An 18934-nucleotide genomic window follows, 5' to 3' on the forward strand; every position below is an offset into this window, starting at 1 on the left:
CGGTGAACCATGATCACGAAATTGTAGGCTCCGGCCCCGGCACGCCCGTGTCGGACCCGGCGCCAAACCCCGGTCCGCCGGGACTCGACCCCATGCCCAAGCCCCTGCGCGACCCGCAACCGATGCTCGAACGCGCCATCGCCGACTGGGGCGGGCATGAGGATCTGTGGCTGTTCGGCTACGGCTCGCTGATCTGGCGACCCGAGTTCGACTTCATCGAGCGGCGCCCGGCCTGGGTGCGCGGCTGGCACCGGGCGCTGAAGATGTGGAGCCGGGTCAACCGCGGCAGCGTGCAGGTGCCCGGCCTGGTGTTCGGCCTGCTCTCCGGCGGCAGCGTGCGGGGCATGGTGTTCCGGGTGCCGAAGGCCGAAGGGCTCGATACCCTGCGCCGGCTCTGGCTGCGCGAAATGCCGACCGGCGTGTACGACCCCAAGTGGCTGCGCTGCGGCACGGCCGAAGGTCCGGTGCGGGCGCTGGCGTTCACGCTTTCGCGGCGCAGCCCCAACTTCACGGGCGAACTCAGCGACGAGCACTACCGCCACATCTTCGCCAACGCGGTGGGGCGCTACGGCAGTTCGCTCGACTACGCGCAGCAGACGCTGGCGGAACTGCGCCGCCACGCCATTCACGACGCGGCGCTGGCCCGGCTGGTGGCGCTGGCCGCCGCGCAAGAACAGCAGGAGCAGTCCGCCGCCGATTGCGATGCGCCGCAGGCTCCGGTATATGTTCCGGGGTCTCCAGACAAACCCTCCCACCCCTCTTCCGGACCGTCCAAGGAAAACACATGAACCATCGTCGTCTCTCCGCCATCGCCGCCGCCCTGGGCGCCTGCGCCGTACTCGCCGCCTGCGGCAGCATGGGCGGCAAGCCCAGCACGGTCGTGGAGTTGATGCCGACCGGCGCGATCACGCCCAACCCGACCCGCGGCACGGTGACCTTCACCGCGCTGGACCACGGCGTGCGCGTGTCGGGCGAAGTGCGCGGCCTGGTGCCAGGCAGCGAGCACGGCTTCCACATCCACGAAAAGGGCGACTGCGGCAACAACGGCGATGCTTCCGGCGGCCACTTCAACCCCACAGGCGCCACGCACGGCAAGTTCGCCGCGCCGGGCAGCCATGCCGGCGAACTGCCGAGCCTGGTGGCCGATGCCGGCGGCGTGGCGCGCTTCAGCGTGGAAGATCACTCGATCTCCCTGACCGACGGCACCGCCAACAACGTGGTCGGCCGCGCGCTCGTCGTTCACCGCGACCGCGACGACTTCACGACCCAGCCTTCGGGCAACTCGGGCCCGCGCATCGCCTGCGCAGTGATCACGCGCTGAGCCTGCCCGGCCCGGCGAGCCAGAGCGCCTCGGCGTGCGCCAGGGCGTCGGGCGTGTCGATGTCGGTCACCACGCCGACGTCGTCCACAGCGAGGTCGACGACCGAACCGGCCGCACGCATCGCCCGCAGCACGGACGACGCGCCCAGGCCCCCCTCCAGCGCCGCGAGCTGTGCATGGCAGGCGGCCCCGAAGCCGACCGGGTGCCCGCGCTCTCCCCGGTACTGCGGCTGCACTGCATTTACGCCGATGCCCAGCGCGGCAGCGACCGCCAGCAGCGTTTCGGACCGCACCAGCGGCAGGTCGCCCGGCAGGATCAGCCAGCCGGCGGCATCGGGCGTGGCCCGCACCGCAGCCGCAATCGAATCGCCCATGCCGGGGTGCCCGGCATCTTCCAGGTGCCACGGCAGTCCGCTGGCGCGCACCGCGTCCAGCGTGCGTGCCAGCACCGGCTTGCCGGCCAGCGGCGCCTGAAGCTTGGAGCCCGTGCCGCCGGCCGCGATGAAGCGCTCGCCGCGGCCCGAGGCCAGCACGATCACCACCGGGGAATTCGCCTTCTTGGTCGTCATGGGCGGAGTATGTGCGCAACAATCCCGTCATGACTTCCCCTCTTTCCAATGACGCGCTGGCCGCGCTGCGCAAGAGCTACGAGCGCGCCGAGCTCGGCGAGGCCCACAGCGCCGGCGACCCGCTGAAGCAGTTCGAACGCTGGCTCACCGAGGCCATCGACGCGCAGGTGCCCGAGCCCAACGCGATGACGCTGTGCACCGTGGGCAGCGACCTGCGGCCGTCGAGCCGCATCGTGCTCATCAAGGGCTACGACGCGCGCGGCATCGTCTGGTACACCAACTACGAGAGCCGCAAGGGCCGCGAGCTGTCGGGCAACCCGTATGCATCGCTGCAGTTCCACTGGGTCGAGCTGGAGCGCGTGGTGCGCATCGAGGGCCGCGTAGAGAAGGCCGGCGCCGACGAGAGCGACGCCTACTTCGCCAGCCGCCCGCTCGATTCGCGCATCGGCGCCTGGGCCAGCCCGCAGAGCGAGGTGATCAGCGGACGCGACGTGCTGGTGAAGAACGCAGCCCTGTTCGCCGCCAGGCATCTGCTCTCTCCCCCGCGTCCGCCGCATTGGGGCGGCTACCGGCTGGTGCCGGACCGCTGGGAGTTCTGGCAGGGCCGCAAGAGCCGGCTGCACGACCGGCTGCGCTACCGGCTCGAAGGCACGGACTGGGTGCGCGAGCGGCTCGCGCCCTGAGCCGCATCGTCAGGCCCTGCTTCAGGGCAGCCACTGCACCCAGACCATCACCAGCGTCAGCGTGCCGAGGGCCAGCACCGTCGACACCGCGACGCTGGCCGTCACCAGGTCTTCGGCGGTGCGGTAGCGCTGCGAGAACAGGAACACGTTGGCGCCGATCGGCAGCGCCGCGGCCACCACCATCACCGTGAGCGGGATGCCGCGCACACCAAGCGCCCAGCCGATGGCGGCCACCAGCAGCGGGTGCAGCAGGTTCTTCACCAGCGCCTGGGTCAGCGCGCCGCGCCAGTGCCGCCCGATGGGCGTGAGCGCAAGCGTGATGCCCACCATCACCAGCGCCACCGGTCCGAAGGCCTGCCCCAGCAGCTGGATGGGTTTGTCGATGACCTCGGGCATGACGAGCCCGGTCTGCGCGAACAGCAGCCCGGCCAGGATCGGCAGCGGCACCGGATGAATGATGGCGTTGCGCAGCGCGCGCAGCACGGTACGCGCCATCGAGTGCTTCTGCACGCCGCCGGCCGCCGCGTGCTCGCGCGCCACGGCCAGCTCCAGCACCACCGTGGCGCTGGTCAAGAGCACCAGAGAGTGCAAAGAAATGAGGGTGAGCAGCACCACCATGCCGTCCTCGCCGTAGGCCAGGCCGATCAGCGCGATGCCGATCATCACGGTGTTGCTGTAGGTGTTGGCCAGAGCGATCACGGCCGCCGTGCGATTGAAGCCGCGCAGCGCCATCGTGCCCGCGAACAGCAGGCCCGAGGCAATGAAGTACGCCGCCACCGGCTTGAGGCTCAGCTGCTCGACATGCACGGTGCTCATGGCACGGAACAGCAGCGCGGGCGCGAGCAGCAGGAAGATGAGGTTCGACAGGTCCTTCACCGCATTGCCGCCGATCCAGCGGCGCCTTCCGGCAAGGTAGCCCGCGGCGATGAGCAGGACGACGGGAAGAAGCGAGGAGATGACGAACGAATTCACCCGGCGAGGATAGCCGAGGGTCTTGCGTTGTCTTGCTCCTTCCCCTTCTGGGGGAAGGCTGGGATGGGGGCAAGCGGCGCATGAAAAGCCACTGACATTGGATACGCCGCCAGCCCCCACCCCTGCCCTCCCCCAGAGGGGGAGGGAGCAAGGCAGGGTCAGAACGTCACGCGCAGCCCGACCTTCAGCGTCCGCCCCGGCAGCGGTGCGTTCGGGTACACCGTGGTCGTGAGGATCGAGGTCGGGCTGTAGGCCAGCTTGTTGGTGATGTTGTCCACGCGCGCATACCAGGTGAGGTTCGCGCGCTGCACCTTCATGCGGTAGGTGATGGCCGCGTTCCACAGCGTGTACGCATCGGTCTCGCGCGCGCCCACGCTCGGCACACGGTGCTGCGCGGCGTTGTAGTCGAAGCCCAGGCGCGCGGTCCACGGGCCGTTGCCGTAGGCCAGCGTGGCGCCCAGGCGCAGCGGCGCGATGCGCGGCAGCGGCTCGCCGGTGTCGAGGTTCTTCGCACGCACGATGTCGCCGCGCCACTCGAGGTCGAGCGTGCCGGCATCGGCCATGCGCGCGAAGCCGTCGGCGCCCAGCAGGCGCAGGTTGCCGTTGGCCTCGATGCCGGTGAAGCGCGCGCGCACGCCGCCGTAGAGGTACTCGGCCAGCGTGTCGGGGGTGCCGGGCTCGGCCACGTTGCCTTCGGCATCGAGTTCGCGGCCCGAGGCGGTCAGCCCGATGTAGTTGCGAAAGCGCGTGACATACGCGTTGACGCGGCCCGTGTTGGCGCCGTCCTTCCACTGCGCGCCAAGGTCGAAGCCGGTCGACTTTTCCTTATCGAGCTTCGGGTCGCCCACCTCCCACGCGGCCGTTGCCACGTGCGGGCCGTTGGCCAGCAGCTCGTAGTCCTTCGGCGCGCGCTCGGTGTAGGCGATGTTCGAGGTCAGCTGCCACTGCGGCGTGAGGTTGACCAATGCGCCGAAGGCTGCGCTGTGCGGATTGAAGGTGCGCTCGCCGACGGCGAAGCGCGTCACGCTCGGGTCTTCCGGGTAACCCAGCGAACGCACGCGGACCTTCTCGGTGCGCGCGCCGAAGCTCAGCCGGCCCCACGAGGTGCCGTACTCCTCGTGCACGAACAGCGCGGTCGAGCGCGTGCGGCTGTGCGGCGCGAAGGCTTCCTCGCCGTCGGCGGCGAAACGGTTGGTCTCGCTGCTGAAGCCGACCAGGCCTTCGAAGTTGCCGATCTTCTCGTGGCGCGCCTCGAGGCGGAGGTCGTTGCTCATGTTCGAGAAGGTCGTGCCCGGCTCGCGGCCCTCGAATTCGGTATGGCGGTAGTTGGTGTGGCTCAGCTTGGCGTGGATGCTGCTGATGAAGCCGCCCGGGCGCCATTCGCCTTCGAGCGCCTGGCGGTCGGACTTCATGCCGATGGTCACGTCGTCCTCGGCCACGGTGCCGTAGGTGCTGCGGTAGGTGCTGACCGACGCGCCGACCCAGCCCTGATCGAAAAACACCGTGCCGCCGAGGGCGCCGCCGTGCGCCTGGTTGGCCGAGTTGCAGATCTTGCGCGCCATCCACGGCGAGCCCGGCTTGCTGCATTCCAGGCTGATGGGCACCGACACATCTTTCGAATCTCGGTTGAAGGCGTCGACGTGCACCGCGATGCGGTCGTTGCCGCCCTCGAGCACCACGCCGCCGCTCTTTTCCTTGTTGCCGGTGGCATAGCCCAGGTCGGCGCGGCCGCCGAAGCCGTTGACGGGTTCGGACGGAATGCGGTTGTCGATCACGTTGACCACGCCGCCGACGGCGCTGCCGCCGTACTGCAGCGCCGAAGGTCCGCGCAGCACCTCGATGCGCTCGGTGACGAGCGCGTCGACCGGCACCGCGTGGTCGTAGCTCAGCGCCGAGGCGTCGGGCGCGCCGCCGCCGTTTTGAAGGATGCGGATGCGGTCGCCGTCCTGCCCGCGGATGCTGGGCCGGCTGGCGTTGGGCCCGAAGTAGCTGCTGCTCACGCCCGGCAGGTTGTTCAGCGTTTCGCCGAGGGTCGATTCGGAACGCAGCAGCAGCTTGTCGCCCGACAGCGAAGTCGTCGGCGCAATGAGGTCGCTGGCGCCGAGCGGATTGCCGGTGACGGTGACTTCACGCAGGCTGGCGTCATTGGCGGTGGAAGGCGCAGGCGCGGTCTGCGCCTGCGCCGCGCCCGCCAGTGCGGCGAGCGAGAGAACGGCAGCGCCGATGGCGTTGCGACGGAAATTGGGGGTCATGAAAAACACTCGTTGAAATCAATGGGCGACCGGCCACCACCCGCTCGAAGCGGACGGGGGCAGCGTCGGAACACGTGAGAAATCAGCGAGCGAGTGGAGGACCGCGTGCGTCGAACAGCACGATCCAGCGGGCGATGGCTTCGCCCTGCAGATAGGCGAAGGTGGCCGACGGCAGCACCATCGGCAACACCACCAGCGGCACGCCGGGCATGCTGAAGCCGTGCGACAGGCGGTCGTACAGCCGGCACTCGGCGTCGGTCTTGTCACCGAACAGCGCATGGATCCAGCCATGCCGCTGCGCCGGGGAGTGCCTTGCCGAGGGGTCGGCCGCGGCGGTCGCGGCCGCCACGGCCCACGCGCGGTCGCCTGGCACATGCAGCGTGGCGTGCACGAGGCCGAGCGTAGACGTCACCCACACTGCGAAGAGCAGCATGAGTGCGACGGTGCGCGACAGCCTCGGGTTCATCTTGCGTGCCAGGCCTGCATCAGAAGTGCGTGGTCATGCTCACGTACAGGCTGCGCCGCGTGCCGTACTGCGGCGCGCCAACGCCCACGCCGGTTCCGTCGCGCAGCAGGTAGCTCTTGTCGAACAGGTTCAGGATGGCGATGCGCCCGACGATGTCGCCGCCCGAAGACTCCTTCCAGGTGTGCGAGTACGCGGCATTGACCACGGCATAGTGCGGCAGCGCCGCGCTGTTGGGCGCGCCGCCGTCGGGCGTGCGGCGCAGGCCGCTGCCGAAGATCAGGTCGCCGCTGACCTGGTTGTCGCCGAAGCGGTAGGCTGCACCGCCCGACAGCGTGTAGGTCTGGTCGTGGTCCAGGTACACGTAGTGGTTGGCGATGTAGCTCAGCTCGTCGGCACCGAACAGCGACTGGCTCGACACGATGTTCTTGCCCATCGCCTTCTGGTAGGCGAAGTTCGCGTAGGCCGACCAGTGGTCGTCGTTGTAGCGCGCCGACAGCTCCAGCCCGCGCGCGAAGCCCTTGGCGTAGTTGAACGGCGACAGGATCAGCGCCTGGCCGAACTGGCCTTCGTCCAGCAGGTTGGTGATGTTCTTGTAGTACACGTCGGCCGACAGCGACAGGTTGTCGTTCACCTTGTGGTCCAGGCCCAGGTCGAAGTAGTGGGTGCGCTCGGCCTTCACCGGGTCGGAATTGGCGATTTCAGGCTGGTTGGTGGTGCCGGTGTAGAGGTTGATGCTCTGCTGCGAAGCCAGCTCCTGCGGCGGCGGCGTGAAGTAGCGCGCATAGCCCGCGTGCAGCGCCGTGTCGTCCGAGAGCTTGTAGGCCAGGTTCAGCCGCGGGCTCCACTGGTGCTCCTTGGTGAACGCGTCGACGCTGTCGTAGCGCAGGCCGTAGTTGAATGTCAGCCTGGGGTCGATGCGCCATTCGTCCTGCACGTAGAGGCTGGCGAGCTGGCCGACCTTGCCGGAGTTGTCGTTGATGAGCACCGGCGTGTTGCCTATCTGCGCGCCGGTGTCGTCGACCGGGAACACGTTCACCGCATTGATGCTGCGCGTGCTCTGGCGCGTGTAGGCGCCGCCGAAGCGCAGTGTGTGGGCGTCGTTCAGCTTGTACGACGCATCGGCCTGCAGGCCGTTCGACGAGTTGGAACGCAGGGTGTCGGAAGCCACGCCGTTGTAGATCAGGTCGCCCACGGCGTCCGGCACGTAGTGCAGGTTCGAGTACTGGTGGAAGGCCGATATCTGGAAATCCAGCGCGCCCACGGTCTTCTGGTAAGACAACGCGACGAAGCGCGTGGCCTCGGTCTGGCGCTCGCGCACGTCGGATGATGGCAGGCCGTTGTAGCCCGTGCCCAGGTCGCTGTAGCCGGCCAGCGAGAAGGCCGGCGTCTGGTTCGGGTTGGTCGGGATCTGGAACTTGCCGTTGTAGGTGCCGAACATCAAGCCCAGGCGGGTGTCGGCGTCGAGGTAGTAAGACAGGTTGCCGAAGGTCTTGCCCTGCCGCGTGCGGTCGTTCTGCGCGTTGAGCGTTGGCTGCGGGTTCTCGATGCCGTTGGTGTTGGACACCAGGCTGCCCGACAGGTAATAGCTCAGGTTGCCGGTGGTGCCGTAGACGGAGCCGCTTTCTTCCAGCGTGTTGTGGCTGCCGAAGGTGAAGCCGAGCGAGCCGCCGGGCTTGCCGAAGCCCTGCTTGGTCTGGATGTCGACCACCCCGGCGGTGCGCAGGCCGTACTGCGCCGGCAAGGCGCCGGTCAGGAAGTTGACCGAGTCGATGTAGCGCGTGTCCAGCGACTGGCCGAAGCCCGAGATGCCTTCGGGCAACTGCACGCCGTTGACGCGGTACTGCACGTTGCCATGGTCGTCGCGCACGTGCAGCGAGCCGGAGGCCTTGGAGTCCTTGGCCACGCCTGGCAGGGTCAGCAGCACGTCGTCGAGCGGCGTGGCGTCGCCCTTGCCGAGCGCGTCGATGGCCGCGCGGTCGATGCGATAGACGGTCGCGCCGACCTCGGGTGAAAGCTCCATGCGCGCCTTCTTGAGGCGCTCGGACTGGATCTCCACGGTGGACAGCGTTCCCTCGGCGCTGCTGGGAGCGACGGTGGTGGTTGTCGTGGTGGTGGTCGCGTCCTGGGCGAAGGCCGGCCAGGACAGCAGGGAAAGAACGGCAATGCCAACGGCATTGCGACGGAAATTGGGAATCATGAATGGACACTCGTTGAATCGATGAACGATCCGCAGCCGCCCGCGCAATGCGGGCAGCCACGGCCGGAACACGGGGGGATTCAGCGAGTGGAAGGCGGACCGCGCGCGTCGAACAGCGCGATCCAGCGGGCGATGGCCTCGCCCTGCAGATAGGCGAAGGTGGCCGAAGGCAGCAGTATCGGCAGCACCACCAGCGGCACGCTGGGCGCCGTGGAGCCGTGCTCCAGCTGGTCGTACAGCCGGCACTCGGCGTCGGTGTGCTCGCCGAACAGGCTGCCCAGCCCATGAGCCGCATGCTTGTGCACGCCGCTCTGCGATGCCTGCTGCACCGCCGCCGCGGCCTGCGAAAGGCCCGGCACGTGCAGCGACCGGTGCATGACCCCGAGCGTGCCCGCGATCCACAACGCGAACGCCAGCGCGACGATCAACGCGCGCGACGAACGGGAGGGAGACTGGCGGACGATGTGCACGGGGCGAAGGGCTATCAGGCCTTCAGGCGGGAGGCGAAGGTCTTCTGGAACTTCTCGACCTTCGGGCCCACGACGAATGCGCAGTAGCCCTGGTTCGGGTTGTTCAGGAAGTAGTCCTGGTGGTAGGCCTCGGCCGCCGAGTAGTTGTCGAGCCTGGCCACTTCGGTGACGACCGGCGAACGGTAGGTCTTGCTGGCCTCGATTTCGCGGATGACCCCTTCGGCCACTTCTTTCTGGGCGTCGTCGGTGTAGTAGATGCCGCTGCGGTACTGGGTGCCGACATCGTTGCCCTGGCGGTTGAGCGTGGTCGGGTCATGCACCACGAAGAAGATCTCGAGGATCTCGCGCAGGCTGATCCGGGCGGGGTCGAATTCGAGCTTCACCACCTCGGCGTGGCCGGTGCGGCCGGTGCAGACCTGTTCGTAGGTCGGCTTGACGACCTGGCCGTTGCAATAACCCGACTCCACGTCGAGCACGCCCTGCACCCGGTCGAAGACCGCCTCGGTGCACCAGAAGCAGCCACCACCGAGCACGATGGTTTCTGTGGGCGACGATGAAGAGGTCATTGCACTGCTCCGGAAGGTTGGAAAAAGACGAACCCGATATTGTCGCGGCTTGACGTGACAGATGCCGCTCACTACATTACTAACCCGCGAGTCATTAAAATCATGCCCACGCCCCGATCCTTTGTCGACAAGATCTGTCCGGTACGCGCCAAGCGTGAACGCCGGAAAGAAGCGCGCCCCGGCGAATTGCTGGCGGCCGCGCTCGACCTGTTCGTGGAAAAGGGCTTCGCCGCCACCCGCTCCGAAGAAGTGGCGGCAAGGGCCGGCGTTTCCAAGGGCACCCTCTTCCTGTACTTCCCTAGCAAGGAAGAGTTGTTCAAGGCCGTGGTCATGGAAAGCCTGGGCGGCCGCTTCACCGAGTGGAATGCCGAATTCGAAGCGTTCGAGGGCACCTCGGCCGAAATGCTGCGCTACTGCATGAACGTGTGGTGGGAACGCGTCGGCATGACCAAGGCCTCGGGCCTGACCAAGTTGATGATGTGCGAGGGCTCCAACTTCCCCGAACTCGCGGAGTTCTACCGCCAGGAGGTGGTGCGCCCCGGCCACGACCTGCTGCGGCGCATTCTGCAGCGCGGCATCGACCGCGGCGAGTTCGCCAAGGTCGACATCGACCACGCGATCTACTCGGTGGTCGCACCCATGGTCTTCCTCATGCTCTGGAAGCATTCGGCCATGGTCTGCGTCGACGGCGCCTCGACCCTCGACCCCGAGAAATACCTCGCGACGCAGGCCGAAACCGTGCTTTACGGCCTCACCGTTCGCCCCGGAGACAAGGCATGAAGCGTCGCGGAAGGCCGACCGGGCCGCGGGTGTCATCGGCGCCACCTAAAATTGAAGGTTTGTCCTGAGCCCACAAGGAAAGCCACGCCATGAACCCCACCCCCACCCTCGAGCGCTTGCGCTTCAACATGATCGAACAGCAGATCCGCCCCTGGGATGTGCTGGAGACCGACATCCTCGAACTGCTGGCTGAAATCCACCGCGAGGACTACGTGCCCGACGAGCACCGCACCCTGTCGTTCTTCGACATGGAACTGCCGCTGCTGGACGGCTCCGTGCCCGGCGAATTCATGCTGTCGCCCAAAGTCGAGGCCCGCACGCTGCAGGACCTGCACATCCAGAAGCACGAATCGGTGCTCGAGATCGGCACCGGCTCCGGCTTCATGGCCGCCCTGCTCGGCGCCCGCGCGGCCCAGGTGCTGTCGCTGGAAATCAACCCCGTGCTGGCCGCCCGCGCCGCCGAGACGCTGCGCCGCAACGGCGTGACCAACGTCGAAGTGCGCCACGCCGACGGCTCCATACCCCTGGCCAGCGGCCCGAGCTTCGACGTGATCGTGCTCAGCGGCTCGGTCGCGCGCATTCCGCAGAACCTGCTGGGCTCGCTCAAGGTCGGCGGCCGCCTGTCGGCCATCGTGGGCGACGAGCCCATGATGCGCGCCCACTTCGTCACCCGCACCAGCGAAAGCAAGTGGGACACCATCCAGCCCTGGGACACAGTGGCCCCGCGCCTGCTGAACTTCCCCGAGCCCTCGCGCTTCTCGTTCTGAGCGGACGGCACAACCCATGATCGACCAAGTCCGCCCCGCCGACCTCGCCGCCTGGTTCGCCCAGGACGCCGACGCGGCCCCGGTTCTGCTCGACGTGCGCGAGCCCTGGGAGCTGCAGACGGCGAGCGTCGTGCCCCAGGGCTTCACCCTGGTCGCGATCCCGATGAACGAGATCCCCGGGCGCCTGGCCGAGCTGGGCGAAGGCAAACGCATCGCCTGCCTCTGCCACCACGGCGCGCGCAGCCAGCGCGTGGCCGCGTTCCTGAGCCAGAACGGCTTTGCCGACCTGGCCAACGTGGCCGGCGGCATCGACGCCTGGTCTTCACACGACCCCACGGTCCCACGCTACTGATTCTTTCTCCAAGGACGTTCATGCCCTCCAGGCCCCGGCTTTCGCCACTTTCCGCAGCGCTCGCAAGCACCTTCGCAGCACTGCTCGCATTGCCGGCCCAGGGCCAGACACTGAACGAACTGTATGACGCCGCCCGCGGCTACGACGCCACCTACCAGGGCGCGCGAGCCCAGTACGACGCCAACGTGGCGCGCGCCGCGCAGGCCAAGGCCGGCATCCTGCCGGCGGTCGGCCTCACGGCCGGCGTGACGCGCAGCGACATCGAGATCGACACCCTCACGGGCGCCGGCCGCGGCACCAGCACGCCGCGCGACTTCAACACGCAGAACGTCGGCATCAACGCCACGCAGCCGCTGTACCGCCCCGCCAACTGGGCCACCTACGAGCAGGGCAAGCGACAGGCCGACATCGCGCAGGCGGTGTTCACCATTGCGGAGCAAGACCTGATCGTGCGCGTGAGCCAGGCCTACTTCGACGTGCTCGCCAGCCAGGACAACCTGGCGCTGGTGCGCGCGCAGAAAGTGGCCGTAGCCGAACAGCTGGCGTCGGCCAAGCGCAATTTCGAGGTCGGCACATCGACCATCACCGACTCGCGCGAAGCGCAGGCCCGCTACGACCTGGTGATCGCGCAGGAAATCTCGGCCGAAAACGACCTCCAGGTCAAGAAGGTGGTGCTCGACCAGCTGGTCGGCCGCCCCGGCAGCGTGCCGGTGCCGCTGGCGGTGCCGGTGGTGCTGCCCACGGCCATGCCAGCGGACATCAATGCCTGGGTTTCGCAGGCCGACGAAGTGCACCCGGCAATCAAGCAGGCGCGCCTGGGCGTCGACGTGGCCGGGCTCGAAGTGGAGAAGGCCAAGGCCGGCCACAAGCCCACGCTGGACGCCAACCTCGGCTACAACGTCACGCGCAATCCGACCGGCACCACCACCAGCACGGTGGGCACGCGCGCCAATGCGGCCACGGTCGGCGTCACGTTCAACCTGCCGCTGTTCGCCGGCTTCGCGACCGAGAACCGCATCAAGGAAACGCTGGCACTCGAAGACCAGTCGCGCAGCGTGCTCGAGGGCACGCGCCGCAACGTGGCGCAAGCCACGCGCGCGGCTTACCTCGGGCTGGTCTCGGGCGCGGGGCAGGTGAAGGCGCTCGAAGCCGCCGAATCGTCGAGCCAGAGCGCGCTCGATGCGAACCGGCTGGGCTACCAGGTGGGCGTGCGCATCAACATCGACGTGCTGAACTCGCAGAGCCAGCTGTTCCAGACCAAGCGCGACCTCGCGCAGGCGCGCTACAACGTGCTGCTGGGCAACCTCAAGCTGCGCCAGGCCAACGGCACGCTGACCACCGACGACATGAATGCGATCAACGCCACGCTGGCGAGCAACGGCAGCGTGCCGGCAGTGCCCTCGGCCACGGCACCGGACCGCGCGCAGCAGCAGCAACCGGTGGTCGCGCCGCCGAGCATTCCCGTGATTCCCCCGGTACCGGTGCAGCCGTTCAATCCGCCCGCGCCGACGATGCCGACGCCGCCCGTGCCACCGGTGATCCTGAACCCGCCGGTGCGCTGAGGCTGCTCTTCAGTCCAGCGTGGGTTCCGCGCGCGGCGGCTGATCTACTTCCAGCGGCGCGTTCACCGTGTCCACGGGCTCGGCCGCCTGCGCAATTGCCAGCACCGCCGCGGCCGTGCGTTCCGCGGCGCCACGGTTCGACGAGGCGAAGGCCTGCGCGGCTTGCGCCATCGCCGCACGGCGCTCGGGGTTCTCGACCAGCTTCAGCGCCGCCGTCACCGCCTGCTCCATGCCCTCGACGCGCAGCGACGCGCCTGCCGCCAATGAGAGCTGCGCCGCTTCGGCGAAGTTGAAGGTCGACGGTCCCATGATCACTGGGCAGCTGCAGGCCGCCGGTTCGATGAGGTTCTGTCCGCCCAGCGGCTCGAAGCTGCCGCCGAGCAGCGCCACGTCGGCCAGGCCGTAGTAGAGCGCCATCTCTCCCAGCGAATCGCCGAGCCAGATTTCCGATTCGGCCGGCTGCCCCGCCGCGCTGCGCCGCGCTACCGCGAAGCCTTCGGCCTCGATCAGCGCCGCCACTTCGTCGAAGCGCTGCGGATGGCGCGGCACGATCATCCACTGCACCTCATGCACGCGCTTGGCGATGGAGCGCACCGCGCCCTGCTCCGGCGGCACCGGCGAGGTCGCGCCGAAGCGCTTGAGCACTTCGAGCAGCAGCCGCTCTTCGCCTTCGCGCGAGCTTGCGAGCACGACCATGGGACGCGGCAGGCGTTCGCGCAGCGACATGGCGGTGCCGAGCTGGCGCGCGTCGGGCGTGGCGTCGAACTTGAGGTTGCCGTACACGCCGGCCACCTTGGCGCCGAGCGACACGAGCCGGTGCGAATCGGCCTCGGTCTGCGCCCAAACCGCGGTGAGGGCCGAGTAGGCGGGCCGCGAGAGCCATGCGAGGCGCTCGGCCGCGGCCAGCGATTTCTCGTTGAGGCGCGCATTGGCCAGCACCAGCGGAATGCGGCGCTCGGCGCAGGCGGCGGCCATCTCGGGCCAGACCTCGGTTTCCATCAGCACGCCGATGCGCGGCTGGAACTTGTCGAGAAAGCGCGCCACGGCACCCGGCGTGTCCCACGGCTGCCAGACCTGGGTGTCGCCCGGCTCGAGCAGCTTGGCGCCCTCCTCGCGTCCGGTGGCGGTACCGTGCGTGAGCAGGATCGGCACGCCCGGGTACTGCCGGCGCAATTCGGCAATGAGGATGGCGGCCGCGCGCGTCTCGCCAAGCGAGACCGCGTGCACCCAGCACTGGGCATGGCCGGTGATGGACTCGTCGTAGCGGCCGAAGCGCTCCTCGACGGCCACGCCATAGCCGGGCTCGGCCACGGCACGGCGGCGCAGCTTGCGGCGGACCAGCGGTTGCACGGCAGTGGTGAAGACGCCGTAGAGGCGCAGCAGTAGCGAACGCACAGGCTCAGTGGGCGGCTGCCGCCAGTTGGGCGTCGGGCTTGGCGGTGCGCAGCAGCGCCAGCATCTCGGCCTCGATGCGCTTGAGCGCGGCATCGGTCTGGCCTTCGAAGCGCAGCACCAGCACGGGCGTGGTGTTCGACGCGCGGATCAGTCCGAAGCCGTCGGGCCAGTCGACGCGCAGGCCGTCGATGGTCGACACCTTGGCCGGCGCCGCGAAATCGGCGCTCTTCACGAGCTTGTCGACCACCGCGTGGGGCTCGCCCTCGGCGCAGGCCACGTTCAGCTCTGGCGTCGAGAAGCTGGTGGGCAAGGCGTTGAGCACCGCGCTCGCGTCGGGGCTCTTGCTCAGGATTTCGAGCATGCGGCAGCCCGCATAGGTGCCGTCGTCGAAGCCGAACCAGCGCTCCTTGAAGAAGATGTGGCCGCTCATTTCTCCGCCCAGCGGCGAATCGAGTTCCTTCATCTTCGCCTTGATGAGCGAGTGCCCGGTCTTGTAGATCATCGGCTTGCCGCCCGCGGCCTCGATGGCTGGCGCCAGGCGCTGCGAGCACTTCACGTCGAAGATGATGGTGCCGCCCGGCACGCGCGACAGCACGTCCTGCGCGAACAGCTGCATCTGGCGGTCGGGGAAGATGTTCTGGCCGTCCTTGGTGACGATGCCCAGTCGGTCGCCGTCGCCGTCGAAGGCCAGGCCCAGTTCGGCGTCGCCGGAGGCCAGCGCGGCCATCAGGTCCTTGAGGTTCTCGGGCTTGCTGGGATCGGGGTGGTGGTTGGGGAAGTCGCCGTCGACCTCGCTGAACAGCTCGGTCACCTCGCAGCCGATGGCGCGGAAGATGGCCGGAGCCGATGCACCCGCGATGCCGTTGCCGGAGTCGACCACGATCTTCATGGGCCGGGCCAGCTTGATGTCGCCGGCGATGCGCTTCACGTAGGCCTCGGTCACGTCGACCTTGCGCACGCTGCCGCCGGGGGCGAGTTGCGCGGTGCCGGCTTCCATGGTCTTGCGCAGGCCCTGGATCTCGTCGCCGTAGATGGCGCGGCCGGCCAGCACCATCTTGAAGCCGTTGTAGTCCTTGGGGTTGTGGCTGCCCGTGACCTGGATGCCGCTGGAGGCCAGCGTGTGGGCCGCGAAGTACAGCATGGGCGTGGTGACGGCGCCCACGTCGATAACCTCGACGCCGGTGGCCACCAGGCCCCTGACCAGTGCTTCGACCAGCATCGGGCCCGACAGGCGGCCATCACGTCCCACGGCCACCGACTTTTCGCCGGCGGCACGGGCGGCGCTGCCGAAGGCCCGCCCGAGTGCTTCCGCCACTTCGGCGTCGAGAGTGACCGGCACGACGCCGCGAATGTCATAGGCCTTGAAGATCGACGCGCTGAGCTGCATGAAAGGCGTTTCCCTGCTGGATTTGTAAACGGGCCATTGTAGGCAACGCCCCGGGGTGCCACATGTCCGAAAACGGCCAGTTGAAACGAGTCGAAACCGTATCATTTCCCCATGCCTTCCAACCACGCCCCCACCGAAGCGCTCGAGAGCGACGCCTGCTACCTGGCGATGAAGACGCACGATGCGCGCTTCGACGGGTCGTTCTTCACCGCAGTGACCTCCACCGGCATCTATTGCCGCCCGGTCTGCCGCGTCAAGCTGCCGCGGCGCGAGAACTGCCGGTTCTTCCGCCACGCTGCGCAGGCGGAGGCCGCGGGCTTTCGCCCCTGCCTGCGCTGCCGGCCCGAACTGGCGCCGCGCGCGGCCAGCTGGTCGACCGAAGACGCCTCGCGCATCCTCGCGCTGCAGGCCGCGCGGCTGATCGACGAGCCCGACGCTTGGTCCGAAGACGGCCCCGGCGCGGCGCAGATCGCAGCCCGCCTGGGCGTGAGCGACCGCCATCTGCGCCGCATCTTCGAGGCGCAGTTCGGCGTGTCACCGCTGCAGTACCTGCAGACGCGCCGCCTGCTGGCCGCCAAGCAATTGATCGCCGACACCCGCCTGCCCATGACGCAGGTCGCGCTGGCCAGCGGCTTTGCGAGCGTGCGGCGCTTCAATGCCGCATTCGTGGAGCACTACGGCCTCAACCCGAGCGCACTGCGCCGTGCCGGCGGCGCGGCCGTCGAGAACGGCGCGGGGCGGGCCATCGAGGTGCGGCTGGGCTTCAGGCCGCCCTACGACGACAACGCCATGCTCGGCTTCTTCGCGCGCCGTGCGCTGCGCGGCATCGAAGTGGTGGCGACGGCCGACGGCAAGGAGCCGGCCAAGGGCAGCACGCCCGCCTATGTGAAGCTGGCGCGCACCCTGCGCATCCAGCAGGGTGCACAGGCGCACGCCGGCTGGCTGCAACTGCGCTTCGACCTCGAGCGCGAACAGGTGCTGCTGTCGGTCAGCGACTCGCTGGCGGCGGTGCTGCCTATCGTCATCAGCCGCGCCCGCGCGCTGTTCGACCTCGACGCCGAGCCGATGGCCATCAACGCCGCGCTGCATGCGGCCTTCCCGCACGGCGACGGGCTGCGCGTGCCCGGCGCGGTCGACGGCTTCGAGCTGGCGGTGCGCGCGGTGCTGGGCCAGCAGATCACGGTGGCCGCGGCGCGCACGCTGGGCTCGCGGCTGGTGGCGGCATTCGGCGAAACCATCGCCACGCCCGTCGAAGGACTCGACCGGCTGTTCCCGACGCCGGCCGCCATTGCGCAGGCAAGCGGCGACGCGCTGGGCCAGCTCGGCATCGTGCGCCAGCGGCAGGCCGCGCTGCAGGCCATCGCCCGCGAGGTCGCGGACGGCAAGCTGGCGCTGCATGCAGGGGCCGACGTGCCCTCGACCATCGCGGCGCTGCAGGAGCTGCCCGGCATCGGCGCATGGACCGCGCAGTACATCGCGATGCGCGCACTGCGCTGGCCCGATGCCTTCCCGGCAGGCGACGTCGCGCTGCAGAAGGCGCTGGGCGTGACCACCGCGCGCGCCGCCAGCGAAGCCTCGCAAGCCTGGCGCCCCTGGCGCAGCTATGCGGTGCTGCGCGCATGGCACGCGCCCTCGGCTCCCGATACCGGTATCGCAGCCACGGCTGCATCTCCCCTCATCACCACGGCAGGCCTCCCCGCCTGAAATGCCATGAAGTTCAAGAGCAAGCTCATCTACACATCGCACATCGACACGCCGCTCGGCGGCATCACGATGGCGGCCACCGACCTGGGCCTGGCCGGCGTCTGGTTCGACCAGCAGCGCCACTGGCCCGACACAACGGGCTGGATCGCCAAAGACGACCACCCCGCGCTGGTCGAGGCGGCCGCGCAGTTGCGCGACTACTTTGCCGGCAAGCGCGACCACTTCGACATGAAGCTCGACCTCTCGCACGGCACCGCGTTCCAGCAGAGCGTATGGCAGCAGCTGCTGGCCATTCCGGCAGGCGCCACGCTGACCTACGGCACGCTGAGCGCCAAGCTCGGCAACCCCACCGCGGTGCGCGCGGTGGGCGCGGCCGTGGGGCGCAACCCGATCAGCGTGATCGTGCCCTGCCACCGGGTGCTCGGCGCCGACGGTTCGCTGACCGGTTACGCTGGCGGGCTCGAGCGCAAGACCGCCCTGCTGGAGCTGGAAGGCGCGCTGTAAGGCAACCACGAAGAAGAACGAGAAACGCATGAGCACAACGAACAACAACATCTCCGCCAAGACCATCGCGCCCGCCACCTCCGCAGGGTGGCTCGTCGACCTGGTGCTGCTGGGGGCGCTCTGGGGAGCGTCTTTTCTCTTCATGCGCATCGGCGCGGCCGAGTTCGGGGCCTTGCCGACTGCGGCCGTGCGGGTGGCCATCGCAGCGCTGTTCCTGTTGCCGATCGCACTGCTGCGCGGCCAGGGACCGAGCATCGCGAAGCACTGGAAGGCCAGCTTCGCGGTCGGCGTCTTCAATTCGGGCATGCCGTTCGCGCTGTTCTGCTTCGCGCTGCTGACCATCAACACCGGCCTGGCCGCGGTGCTCAACGCCACCACGCCGATGTTCGGCGCGCTGGTGGCCTGGGCCTGGTTCCGCGAACGCCCCGCGGGCTCGCGCATCGTGGGCCTGGTGATCGGCTTTGCCGGCGTCGCGATGCTCGCGAGCCGCGGCGCCGGCCTGCATGCGGGCGCCAGCGGACATGCGGCACTGTGGGCGGTGCTGGCCTGCCTGGGCGCGTGCCTGTGCTACGGCATCTCGGCCAGCGCCACGCGCCGCCACCTGGGCGGCGTACCGGCCCTGACCACGGCAACCGGCAGCCAGATCGGCGCCACGCTGTTCCTGGCCATCCCCGCCTTTTTGTTGTGGCCTGCGCAGATGCCGAGCCTGCGCGCATGGCTTGCGCTGCTGGCGCTGGGCATCGCCTGCACGGGCATCGCCTACATCCTGTTCTTCAGGCTGATCGAGCGCGCCGGGCCCGCACGAGCACTGACGGTGACCTTCCTGGTGCCCGTGTTCGCACTCTTCTATGGCGCGGTGTTCCTCGACGAGCACATCACGCAGTGGATGCTGATCTGCGCCGCCGTCATCGTGTGCGGCGTGGCACTGTCGACCGGCATCGTCAAGCTCGGCTGGCCGCGCAAGGCCGCGGCCTGAACGTCCGCACCG

The 18934-nt window shown here is 68.7% G+C and carries 19 protein-coding genes; 10 read left to right on the forward strand and 9 right to left on the reverse strand.

From position 1 onward, the window contains the following. The first annotated feature begins 92 nt into the window (after window positions 1-92). Complete coding sequence (locus ACQY8B_RS15630; protein ID WP_422087544.1) at window positions 93-788, forward strand: gamma-glutamylcyclotransferase; 696 nt, start codon at window positions 93-95, stop codon at window positions 786-788. After that, on the forward strand, window positions 785-1321 hold the full coding sequence (locus ACQY8B_RS15635; RefSeq protein ID WP_422087545.1) for a superoxide dismutase family protein: 537 nt from the start codon (window positions 785-787) through the stop codon (window positions 1319-1321). Before ACQY8B_RS15630 ends, ACQY8B_RS15635 begins: the two co-directional genes overlap by 4 nt. Here ACQY8B_RS15635 and ACQY8B_RS15640 read toward each other — a convergent pair. After that, a complete protein-coding gene (locus ACQY8B_RS15640) occupies window positions 1311-1889 on the reverse strand; it encodes a nucleotidyltransferase family protein (protein WP_422087546.1) in 579 nt (192 codons plus the stop codon). The two genes, ACQY8B_RS15635 and ACQY8B_RS15640, sit on opposite strands and share 11 nt — an antisense overlap. Before the next feature lie 29 nt (window positions 1890-1918). Between ACQY8B_RS15640 and pdxH the strand changes: the two genes are divergently transcribed. Then, the gene (gene pdxH, locus ACQY8B_RS15645; RefSeq protein WP_422087547.1) at window positions 1919-2572 is read left to right on the forward strand and encodes a pyridoxamine 5'-phosphate oxidase; all 654 of its coding nucleotides are present in this window, start codon (window positions 1919-1921) and stop codon (window positions 2570-2572) included. 21 nt (window positions 2573-2593) lie between these two features. On the opposite strand, the gene ACQY8B_RS15650 is transcribed toward pdxH, so the two are convergent. The 6 genes from ACQY8B_RS15650 to msrA all read right to left on the reverse strand — a co-directional run bounded on the left by ACQY8B_RS15650 (window position 2594) and on the right by msrA (window position 9495). After that, the gene (locus ACQY8B_RS15650; RefSeq protein WP_422087548.1) at window positions 2594-3544 is read right to left on the reverse strand and encodes an AEC family transporter; all 951 of its coding nucleotides are present in this window, start codon (window positions 3542-3544) and stop codon (window positions 2594-2596) included. Window positions 3545-3702: 158 nt separating this feature from the next. After that, on the reverse strand, window positions 3703-5796 hold the full coding sequence (locus tag ACQY8B_RS15655; protein ID WP_422087549.1) for a TonB-dependent receptor: 2094 nt from the start codon (window positions 5794-5796) through the stop codon (window positions 3703-3705). Between the two features lie 82 nt (window positions 5797-5878). Continuing rightward, complete coding sequence (locus ACQY8B_RS15660; RefSeq protein ID WP_422087550.1) at window positions 5879-6229, reverse strand: hypothetical protein; 351 nt, start codon at window positions 6227-6229, stop codon at window positions 5879-5881. Window positions 6230-6281: 52 nt separating this feature from the next. Next, window positions 6282-8459 carry a TonB-dependent receptor gene (locus ACQY8B_RS15665; RefSeq protein WP_422087551.1) on the reverse strand — a complete coding sequence of 726 codons (2178 nt, stop codon included), beginning with the start codon at window positions 8457-8459 and terminating at the stop codon, window positions 6282-6284. Between the two features lie 80 nt (window positions 8460-8539). Beyond that, window positions 8540-8929 (reverse strand): hypothetical protein, encoded by a 390-nt coding sequence (locus tag ACQY8B_RS15670; RefSeq protein WP_422087552.1) that lies wholly within the window; start codon window positions 8927-8929, stop codon window positions 8540-8542. A gap of 14 nt (window positions 8930-8943) precedes the next feature. Continuing rightward, window positions 8944-9495, reverse strand: a complete 552-nt coding sequence (gene msrA / locus ACQY8B_RS15675) for a peptide-methionine (S)-S-oxide reductase MsrA (RefSeq protein WP_422087553.1) — start codon at window positions 9493-9495, stop codon at window positions 8944-8946. A 102-nt stretch (window positions 9496-9597) separates the two neighbouring features. On the opposite strand from msrA, the gene ACQY8B_RS15680 reads away from it, so the two are divergent. The 4 genes from ACQY8B_RS15680 to ACQY8B_RS15695 all read left to right on the forward strand — a co-directional run bounded on the left by ACQY8B_RS15680 (window position 9598) and on the right by ACQY8B_RS15695 (window position 12956). Continuing rightward, a complete protein-coding gene (locus ACQY8B_RS15680; RefSeq protein ID WP_422087554.1) occupies window positions 9598-10275 on the forward strand; it encodes a TetR/AcrR family transcriptional regulator in 678 nt (225 codons plus the stop codon). An 89-nt stretch (window positions 10276-10364) separates the two neighbouring features. Further along, entirely contained in the window at window positions 10365-11042 is a 678-nt protein-coding gene (locus ACQY8B_RS15685; protein ID WP_422087555.1) for a protein-L-isoaspartate O-methyltransferase family protein, read from the forward strand. A 16-nt stretch (window positions 11043-11058) separates the two neighbouring features. Then, the gene (locus tag ACQY8B_RS15690) at window positions 11059-11394 is read left to right on the forward strand and encodes a rhodanese-like domain-containing protein (protein ID WP_422087556.1); all 336 of its coding nucleotides are present in this window, start codon (window positions 11059-11061) and stop codon (window positions 11392-11394) included. A 20-nt stretch (window positions 11395-11414) separates the two neighbouring features. Further along, window positions 11415-12956 (forward strand): TolC family outer membrane protein, encoded by a 1542-nt coding sequence (locus ACQY8B_RS15695; protein ID WP_422087557.1) that lies wholly within the window; start codon window positions 11415-11417, stop codon window positions 12954-12956. Window positions 12957-12965: 9 nt separating this feature from the next. Here the strand turns inward: ACQY8B_RS15695 and ACQY8B_RS15700 are convergent, their stop codons facing one another. Both ACQY8B_RS15700 and ACQY8B_RS15705 read right to left on the reverse strand, forming a co-directional pair. Then, window positions 12966-14351 carry a 3-deoxy-D-manno-octulosonic acid transferase gene (locus tag ACQY8B_RS15700; RefSeq protein ID WP_422087558.1) on the reverse strand — a complete coding sequence of 462 codons (1386 nt, stop codon included), beginning with the start codon at window positions 14349-14351 and terminating at the stop codon, window positions 12966-12968. A 4-nt stretch (window positions 14352-14355) separates the two neighbouring features. Next, window positions 14356-15738, reverse strand: coding sequence for a phosphomannomutase/phosphoglucomutase (locus tag ACQY8B_RS15705; protein ID WP_422087559.1), 1383 nt, complete (start codon window positions 15736-15738; stop codon window positions 14356-14358). Between the two features lie 111 nt (window positions 15739-15849). Here ACQY8B_RS15705 and ACQY8B_RS15710 point away from each other — a divergent pair, with 111 nt between their 5' ends. Genes ACQY8B_RS15710 through ACQY8B_RS15720 form a run of 3 tightly spaced genes read left to right on the forward strand, consistent with a single transcriptional unit; the run spans window position 15850 to window position 18922 of the window. Further along, complete coding sequence (locus tag ACQY8B_RS15710) at window positions 15850-17442, forward strand: DNA-3-methyladenine glycosylase 2 family protein (RefSeq protein ID WP_422087560.1); 1593 nt, start codon at window positions 15850-15852, stop codon at window positions 17440-17442. A 6-nt stretch (window positions 17443-17448) separates the two neighbouring features. Next, window positions 17449-17946 (forward strand): methylated-DNA--[protein]-cysteine S-methyltransferase, encoded by a 498-nt coding sequence (locus ACQY8B_RS15715; protein WP_422087561.1) that lies wholly within the window; start codon window positions 17449-17451, stop codon window positions 17944-17946. Window positions 17947-17974: 28 nt separating this feature from the next. Then, window positions 17975-18922 (forward strand): DMT family transporter, encoded by a 948-nt coding sequence (locus tag ACQY8B_RS15720; RefSeq protein ID WP_422087562.1) that lies wholly within the window; start codon window positions 17975-17977, stop codon window positions 18920-18922. The last annotated feature ends 12 nt before the right edge of the window (window positions 18923-18934 follow it).

This window comes from Variovorax sp., assembly GCF_965279555.1.
Classification (GTDB): domain Bacteria; phylum Pseudomonadota; class Gammaproteobacteria; order Burkholderiales; family Burkholderiaceae_C; genus Variovorax.

Coding starts and splice junctions, on each gene's coding strand:
- ACQY8B_RS15640 (WP_422087546.1), bottom strand. CDS start 1,889: ATGACGACCAAGAAGGCGAATTCCCCGGTGGTGATCGTGCTGGCCTCG.
- ACQY8B_RS15690 (WP_422087556.1), top strand. CDS start 11,059: ATGATCGACCAAGTCCGCCCCGCCGACCTCGCCGCCTGGTTCGCCCAG.
- ACQY8B_RS15660 (WP_422087550.1), bottom strand. CDS start 6,229: ATGCTGCTCTTCGCAGTGTGGGTGACGTCTACGCTCGGCCTCGTGCAC.
- ACQY8B_RS15695 (WP_422087557.1), top strand. CDS start 11,415: ATGCCCTCCAGGCCCCGGCTTTCGCCACTTTCCGCAGCGCTCGCAAGC.
- ACQY8B_RS15665 (WP_422087551.1), bottom strand. CDS start 8,459: ATGATTCCCAATTTCCGTCGCAATGCCGTTGGCATTGCCGTTCTTTCC.
- ACQY8B_RS15710 (WP_422087560.1), top strand. CDS start 15,850: ATGCCTTCCAACCACGCCCCCACCGAAGCGCTCGAGAGCGACGCCTGC.
- ACQY8B_RS15715 (WP_422087561.1), top strand. CDS start 17,449: ATGAAGTTCAAGAGCAAGCTCATCTACACATCGCACATCGACACGCCG.
- ACQY8B_RS15720 (WP_422087562.1), top strand. CDS start 17,975: ATGAGCACAACGAACAACAACATCTCCGCCAAGACCATCGCGCCCGCC.
- msrA (WP_422087553.1), bottom strand. CDS start 9,495: ATGACCTCTTCATCGTCGCCCACAGAAACCATCGTGCTCGGTGGTGGC.
- ACQY8B_RS15655 (WP_422087549.1), bottom strand. CDS start 5,796: ATGACCCCCAATTTCCGTCGCAACGCCATCGGCGCTGCCGTTCTCTCG.
- ACQY8B_RS15680 (WP_422087554.1), top strand. CDS start 9,598: ATGCCCACGCCCCGATCCTTTGTCGACAAGATCTGTCCGGTACGCGCC.
- ACQY8B_RS15685 (WP_422087555.1), top strand. CDS start 10,365: ATGAACCCCACCCCCACCCTCGAGCGCTTGCGCTTCAACATGATCGAA.
- ACQY8B_RS15705 (WP_422087559.1), bottom strand. CDS start 15,738: ATGCAGCTCAGCGCGTCGATCTTCAAGGCCTATGACATTCGCGGCGTC.
- pdxH (WP_422087547.1), top strand. CDS start 1,919: ATGACTTCCCCTCTTTCCAATGACGCGCTGGCCGCGCTGCGCAAGAGC.
- ACQY8B_RS15630 (WP_422087544.1), top strand. CDS start 93: ATGCCCAAGCCCCTGCGCGACCCGCAACCGATGCTCGAACGCGCCATC.
- ACQY8B_RS15635 (WP_422087545.1), top strand. CDS start 785: ATGAACCATCGTCGTCTCTCCGCCATCGCCGCCGCCCTGGGCGCCTGC.